Below are 6,120 nucleotides of genomic sequence, written 5' to 3'. Positions count from 1 at the left end.
GGAACCTGCTCCAGTGCCGGGGCCCATGCGTTCATGAATGCTCTTTCCTGGTGGGGAAACTGGGTTTCCGGGAAGGGGTTCAGATCGCTCGACAGAGGGCGGGCCGATATCAGCGATCAAGGCGTCTGGCCGCGGCCCCGAATCTTCTGGGGTGTCACCAACCACTGCACTGATGCCTATGGAGGTGGCCCGGCCGGACGCGTTTCGGCGTTGAGGTAGCCCGCGCCTGCCGACCGTAGGCCCCAACTTCCCCATCATCCTGCGCATCTCGCAGAGGAAGGTCGCCCACTACAAGGCGCGGATCGCGGACAGCCCCCAGGAACTGGAGACTTTCCTGGCCCCGCTCGTTGACGCGGGCGTCGATGTCTTCACTGCTCGACGCGGCGCTTCTGGCAGCCCGAATTCGACAAGTCTCCGCTCAACCTGGCGGGTTGGGTGAAGAAGGTCACCGGTCAGCCGACCATCACCGTCGGCTCCGTCGGCCTGAGCCGCCGGCGACCCTCACGTTCTGGGAGCCCCTCCGGCAGCCCTAGCGGATTCGCCAAGCCGCCTGCACAGCGCCTCAGTCTTCGCCGGTGGCGACGACGACTACGGCGTGGCCATTGCCTTTGCCGACCACGGCCGCGTCGAAAGTGGCTTCGGTGACCGGCCCCCACCCCGCGCTGGTGCCGCTGGCGCCCTCCCTGTAGGCGGCGTAGCCGTTGGCGCGCCAGTCCGCCTCGGGGCCGAGCAAGGCGATCAGTCCATTGGCGATGGCGTCGGCCACCAGGCGCATCGGGCCGTCAGGGCTCGGGTGGACGAGCTCGCGGGTGAGGGTGGCAGCTATCCAGGGCGTCAGCTCGTTTGGGGGGATACGCAAGCGCAGGGCGGTCTCCATCTCTTGAGGGTTTCGTGGGCCGCCATGTCCGTGCTTGCAGTGCCCGCAGTGCGGTGCGAGCAATCCGGTGGGCGCCAAGACGTCCCAGCACAGCTGCCCGTGGTTGCGTCCGTCGTCCGGCCCGAGGTGGACGATCCGGTCCGCGTACTCGGCCAACTCCGTCAGCCACATGCCGAGGTCCGGATCCGGCCCAGGTCGTACGGCGCTTCGAATGACGGCTTCATGGATTCCCCCTTGTTCCGACCTTATTCGAATTGTGGCAAGCGTTGCCCGACCGCATACCTGGGCTGTGGCCGCCGTCGATCACGCCCCTGTCGCGAGGCGTACGCCAGCGATCTCGGCCAGCTTCGCCCGCCCGCGCGACCGCCGCAATGGAACCACTTGCGCGATTGGAGAGCGATTGACGTGCGAATGATAGCGCGATTTGGGTAGGGTGGCCGTTGGAGGTGGCCGCTGTGTCCACGGAGAACGAGCTGTTCAGCGCAGTCGATGCACTGCTGGAGCAGGTCGCGCAGGATGACCTGCCCACGCCTGTCGAGCGGAAGCGACTGCGTGAGGCGGCGGGCCTGAGCCAGGCCCAAATCGCCACGGCCCTCGGTGCGCGCCGTGAGGCGGTGGGGAACTGGGAGGCCGGCCGCACGGAGCCGCGGCCCCCGAAGCGCGCTGCCTACGCCCGACTCCTGGAAGGCCTCGCCGCCCGCTTCCCAGCCCCCGACGCGACCACCTCCCCTCCGGCGGCGCCCGCCGCGTTCACTGACGCGTCCTCGCAGGCGCAGGCCGCATCACCCGCTCAGCGCGCTGAGCGGGAGAACGAGACCACCACTTCCGCCGAACACCCGACGCGTTCCGCCCCGGATCCAGTCAAGGATCGGATCACTCGTTCGGCACAAGCCGCCAGACCAAAGACGTCACGCCGACCGGCTGCGAAGAAGGCCACCCGGAAGCCCGCAGCGGCGCCAGCGGCCGTGGACGAGCGGTTCGTGAACGGGCCGCTGGGTGTACTGGACGGCGACGGCTCGCTGTACTGCGTTGGCGGCCTGGTCCTGGACTGCCCCGCGAAGACGGTGCCCACCCTGGTCGACTGGACCCTGGCCGAAGCGCAGTTGGGGTCCCCGCGGCTGCATCCGTCGGGCAAGGACGCCGACCCCCTGATCGTGCTCACCGCCGCTGCCGCCCAGCAGCTCGGCCTGCCGGAGGTGCTGGAGGACCGGCGCGGATTGCGGTTGCCGGAGGACCACAAGGTCGTCAAGCAACTGACACGTGCGAAGTGGCAGCTGACCCGGCGCGGATTCGGACCGTGGGCCCGCGTCTACCGGCCGGCCCAGGGCGGCCAACGCCAGTGCGTGCAGCTGGCCGTCCTGCCCTGGGGCGCACTCGACACCCGCTCGTGGGGGAGTACCGACCAGTTGGAGCCGGCCGACATCGCCCGCGTGCTGGGCACCTACGCCTCCCGAGTCATCACCCCGCGCGGTTCGAGCGCCGTCTCCGGCCTGGAGGCGATGACCGCCCTGCGCCCGCCGACCCGCGCAGTAAAGGACGAGTCCACCAGCTCTTGGGTGTCAGGCCCGATGCCCGGTTCGCTGACCGAGGCGGTCGACCCGGCGCCGGTCGAGGCCCCGGACGAGCACCCCGTCGTCGCCGCCCTCCACCCCCGCAGCCACCAGCGGACCCCGGCCGACGTTCTGGACGAGGAGGCGTATGAGTGGATCCGTGACCCGCAGCTACTCACCGACGCCGAATGCGAGCGCGCCTTCGCGGTCGGCATCGACGTGAACACCGCGTTCCTCGCCGCTGCCAACCGCCTGGTCGTCGGGCTCGGTGCGCCGGTCCACGTCAAGGCGCCGGCCTTCGACAAGAAGACACCGGGCTCGTGGCTGGTGGACCTCTCTGGCATCGAGCTCGACCCCCGCCTGCCCAACCCTTTCACTCCCCACGGCATTCGGCCCGAGGGCCCGGCCTGGTATGCGACGCCGACCGTCGCCTACGCTCAGGAGCTCATCGACAGCTACCGCCTCCCGGTGCAGATCCGGCCGCTGGAGGCGTGGCTGCGCACCGAGTCCGGCCCGTACCTCGACCCTTGGTACAAACGTCTCTCCGAGGCGTACAAGGCGACGATGGCCGACCTCGGCGTCACCTCCGACATGCCGGAGGCGGACTTCCTGGCGGCGATGGAGCAGCACAAGGCCACCGACCCGGCCCTGGCCGCGGTGCTGTCGGCAATCAAGTCGACGGTCAAGGGCGGCATCGGCAAACTGCGCGAGCGTCCGCAGGGCGCCCGCTACAAGTTCGGCGAGGGCTGGCCGGCGCTGGAGCGACCGACCTGGCGCCCCGACATCCGCGCCGCCGTCATCTCCGCCGCCCGCGTCAACATGCACCGCAAAATCCTCAAGACGGCGCTCGCCCTCCAGCAAACACCACCCCGAGCCAGCCGCCTGACGCTCGGTGAGGATGCACTGATCCCCATCGCGCTGCTGTCGGACTGCGCCGTCTACCTCTCCGACGGCCCCAGCCCGCTCGACTTCCTGCCGCGGACTGCTGAAGGGAAGCCCGCTCCCGGCACGTTCCGCCTCGGCGTCTCGCCGGGGATGGTCAAGCACGAGGGCACCCAAGAGCTGCTGTGGGCTGTGCAAATGCTCGACGAAGGCCACAACCCCGCCCGCCACATCAAGGGCACCGACGCCGCACTCGACGGAGAGTAGGAGCACCCGTGGGCATTCTCGGCGACAGCCTGGAGAAGGCCGCAGAGATCACCGCCACCCGCCCGATCCCGAAATCCGCCGGCGCCCAGATGCGGTTCCTGGTCAAGCAGCACAAGGCCTCCACCAAAGCCGTCGCGCAGCTGCTGGGCATCTCACAGCGCACCGTCGAGCGCTACCTCAAAGACCAGATCAAGCGGCCCCGCAAGGACCTCGCCGCGCGCATAGAGCGTGAGGTGCGCAAGCGCTGGCAACCCCGCGTGCGGGAGAAGGCGAAGAAGCAGGCAGCAACCCAGACCGGCATCGTCATCGAGACCCGGGCGAGGTTTGGGTTCACCGCCGCGCCAGGCACCACCGACGACGGGCGGATCCGGCTGATCACCCAGCACCTGCCACCCGCCTACGCTGCCCGTCTCTTCGACGCCCAGGCTGCCGGTGCCAGCGAGCAGCAGCTGCAGAACATCGCCGCGGAGGGTCTGCAGGAGATCTACTTCAAGGACCGCGGCCGCCGCGCCGACGGCCTCCAGGTCGAGTTCACCGACATCGACTACATGGAGCTCGATTTCTGATGCCGCCACGAGCGAGAGGGGGAGCATCAGCGTGCTGGTGCTCCCCCTCGCCGAGCCTGGTGCATACGCAGCTCGGCGAGTCATGGGTTTGTGCCAGGTCTCCGCTTCGGGCTGGAACGCTGGCGGTCTGAGCGTTACATGCCCATGCTCTCCATGCCGCCGTTGCGACCTGCTGCATACCGCGCAGGATGCCGCGCTGTCGCCCAGGTCGCGTTGGTCCTTGGCCAGGTAGTAGATCGGCATCTCCCGCAAGTCATCCGGCAGCACGTCGACGTCGATGACGCGGGCGAGGCGGTCGGCGATGTGCGCGCGGTGGTCGTGCTGGCGGCGGGCGAGGGCGCTGAGGACCTCGGCCAGGCCGTCTGCGGCCGTCTCCCAACGCGCCTGCCCGCGCTCGTCTGCATTCCGTGCCGGCGGGGCGAGAGGCTCCCAGATCGCGTCCCGCACATAGACCCAGGCGGCGTCGACCAGCCACCCCAGCTCCAATTGGAAGTCGCGTGCCAGAGCCAGCCCCTGGCGCAGGCAGCCGACCAGCAGCCGACCAGCACCGACGGTCCAGGCCGCCGCCCGCTTCCCACGCCCCACCGAGCGCGGTGTGAGCGCGGCGCGCGCCAGCGAGCCAGTAGTCCGGTGACCAGCGGTCGTCGGTGTGGTCCGCGGCGTTGCGGAGGGTGGAGCGGATCAGGTCGTGCAGTGGAATGGCCACAGGCCCCACGGGTTCTCGCGTACGAAGGGCCGCTCGGTCAGCCGTAGCGCGGCGGGACTGGTGGGGGAAGCCGGCGGGTCGCCGACGTCCTCGAAGTTATCCAGCAACACCACCGGTACGACCCTCTTGTCGGCCGGCAGCTGGGCCAGCTCCCAGGCCAACAGGTGCGGGTAGAAAGAGAGGGCCTCCAGGTCGGGTTCGGCCTCCAGCAGATCAGCCAGACGTCGGCACCCGGCCAGCGCCCGCACGGTCTGCCGCCGCTCACGCAACGCACCGACCAGGGAGCCGGTCAACTGCCCAATGACGTTGCCGATAGTGCCAGGCAGCGCCAGCGCCTGGGCAACGTCGCCCAGGACGGTACCGGCTGGCCAACCCGCCGCTTCGCAAGTACCACCGGGGAAATCCGCCCTTGCCTGTGTGACCTGGCAAGACTGGCGAAGGAAGGAGGTTGGCGGGCTGTTAGTCGGACGTTGGTGTCGTGTTGGCTCCCTTTGGCAGGCTCCTCCACGAGCGGCTTCCGGTCTGACGTGCTGCCGACAGCCTCAGCAGAATTAACGCTGCTGAAGCAGAAATGCCGGGGGAGGGGATATATCTCGTGATACTCGTCCTGGGGCTTATCCTGGTCGGAGCAATAAGCGCACTTAACTTGGTGATCCTTCTGGTTGTTCTCCGTCGGTGGAGTGAGCTTGAAACCTCTGGTGTCGCAGCTCATGGCTATAGTTCCACCGACTTGAGGCGATCCGGTATTCAGGTTGGTGATCCACTACCGCGCTTCTCATCTCGAGCGCTGGATGGCGCAGAAGTGACAGAAAAGAGCCTCCTCGGAAGCGAAGCGCTGATCGGGTTTTTCTCGCGTACGTGCAATGCATGTGTCGAGGCTGTGCCCTACTTCGCCCGGCACGCCGAACAGCTAAGGGCCAGTGGCGGTACCACGATAGCGATCGTCCATGGAATTGACTCTGCGGACAGCAAGCTAGCCATTATGCTGGATTCTGTCGCCGATATCATAATCCCAGAGGATATCGGAGCCGCATTGTCGAGAAGGTTCGGGGCCAAGCATTACCCGAGCTATGTCCTGTATGGCCCAGACGGTACGGTGACCTCAGTGAATGCTGGCGTGTTCGCTCTCCAGGAGGAATTGGTGGCTCCTGACTGACCCCACATTTCAGCCATCCGCTCAATCCCGTAATTCGGGGCGATCTACCTGCAGTTTGGCTTGCAGGGTCGACGAAGAGGCTTCGCCCATGCCACAACACAACATTGAGGGAGATT

At 67.8% G+C, this 6,120-nt stretch carries 5 protein-coding genes and 1 pseudogene; 4 read left to right on the top strand and 2 right to left on the bottom strand.

The window, feature by feature from the left end:
• Window positions 1-138: 138 nt before the first annotated feature.
• Window positions 139-486: pseudogene (locus ACGFZW_RS35675) on the top strand (12-oxophytodienoate reductase); the annotation flags it as partial.
• 76 nt (window positions 487-562) lie between these two features.
• On the opposite strand, the gene ACGFZW_RS35670 reads toward ACGFZW_RS35675, so the two are convergent.
• Window positions 563-1,048 carry a hypothetical protein gene (locus ACGFZW_RS35670; RefSeq protein ID WP_393897475.1) on the bottom strand — a complete coding sequence of 162 codons (486 nt, stop codon included), beginning with the start codon at window positions 1,046-1,048 and terminating at the stop codon, window positions 563-565.
• Between the two features lie 284 nt (window positions 1,049-1,332).
• On the opposite strand from ACGFZW_RS35670, the gene tap reads away from it, so the two are divergent.
• Both tap and tpg read left to right on the top strand, forming a co-directional pair.
• A complete protein-coding gene (gene tap / locus ACGFZW_RS35665) occupies window positions 1,333-3,576 on the top strand; it encodes a telomere-associated protein Tap (RefSeq protein WP_393897474.1) in 2,244 nt (747 codons plus the stop codon).
• 8 nt (window positions 3,577-3,584) lie between these two features.
• Entirely contained in the window at window positions 3,585-4,142 is a 558-nt protein-coding gene (gene tpg, locus ACGFZW_RS35660; RefSeq protein ID WP_393897473.1) for a telomere-protecting terminal protein Tpg, read from the top strand.
• A 681-nt stretch (window positions 4,143-4,823) separates the two neighbouring features.
• Here tpg and ACGFZW_RS35655 read toward each other — a convergent pair.
• The gene (locus ACGFZW_RS35655) at window positions 4,824-5,141 is read right to left on the bottom strand and encodes a hypothetical protein (RefSeq protein WP_393897472.1); all 318 of its coding nucleotides are present in this window, start codon (window positions 5,139-5,141) and stop codon (window positions 4,824-4,826) included.
• A 302-nt stretch (window positions 5,142-5,443) separates the two neighbouring features.
• Here ACGFZW_RS35655 and ACGFZW_RS35650 point away from each other — a divergent pair, with 302 nt between their 5' ends.
• Window positions 5,444-6,004 (top strand): TlpA family protein disulfide reductase, encoded by a 561-nt coding sequence (locus ACGFZW_RS35650; RefSeq protein ID WP_393897471.1) that lies wholly within the window; start codon window positions 5,444-5,446, stop codon window positions 6,002-6,004.
• Window positions 6,005-6,120 lie beyond the last annotated feature (116 nt).

This window comes from Streptomyces sp. NPDC048248 (assembly GCF_043201875.1).
Taxonomy (GTDB): Bacteria; Actinomycetota; Actinomycetes; order Streptomycetales; family Streptomycetaceae; genus Streptomyces.
This window is presented reverse-complemented; position numbering and strand designations above follow the sequence as displayed.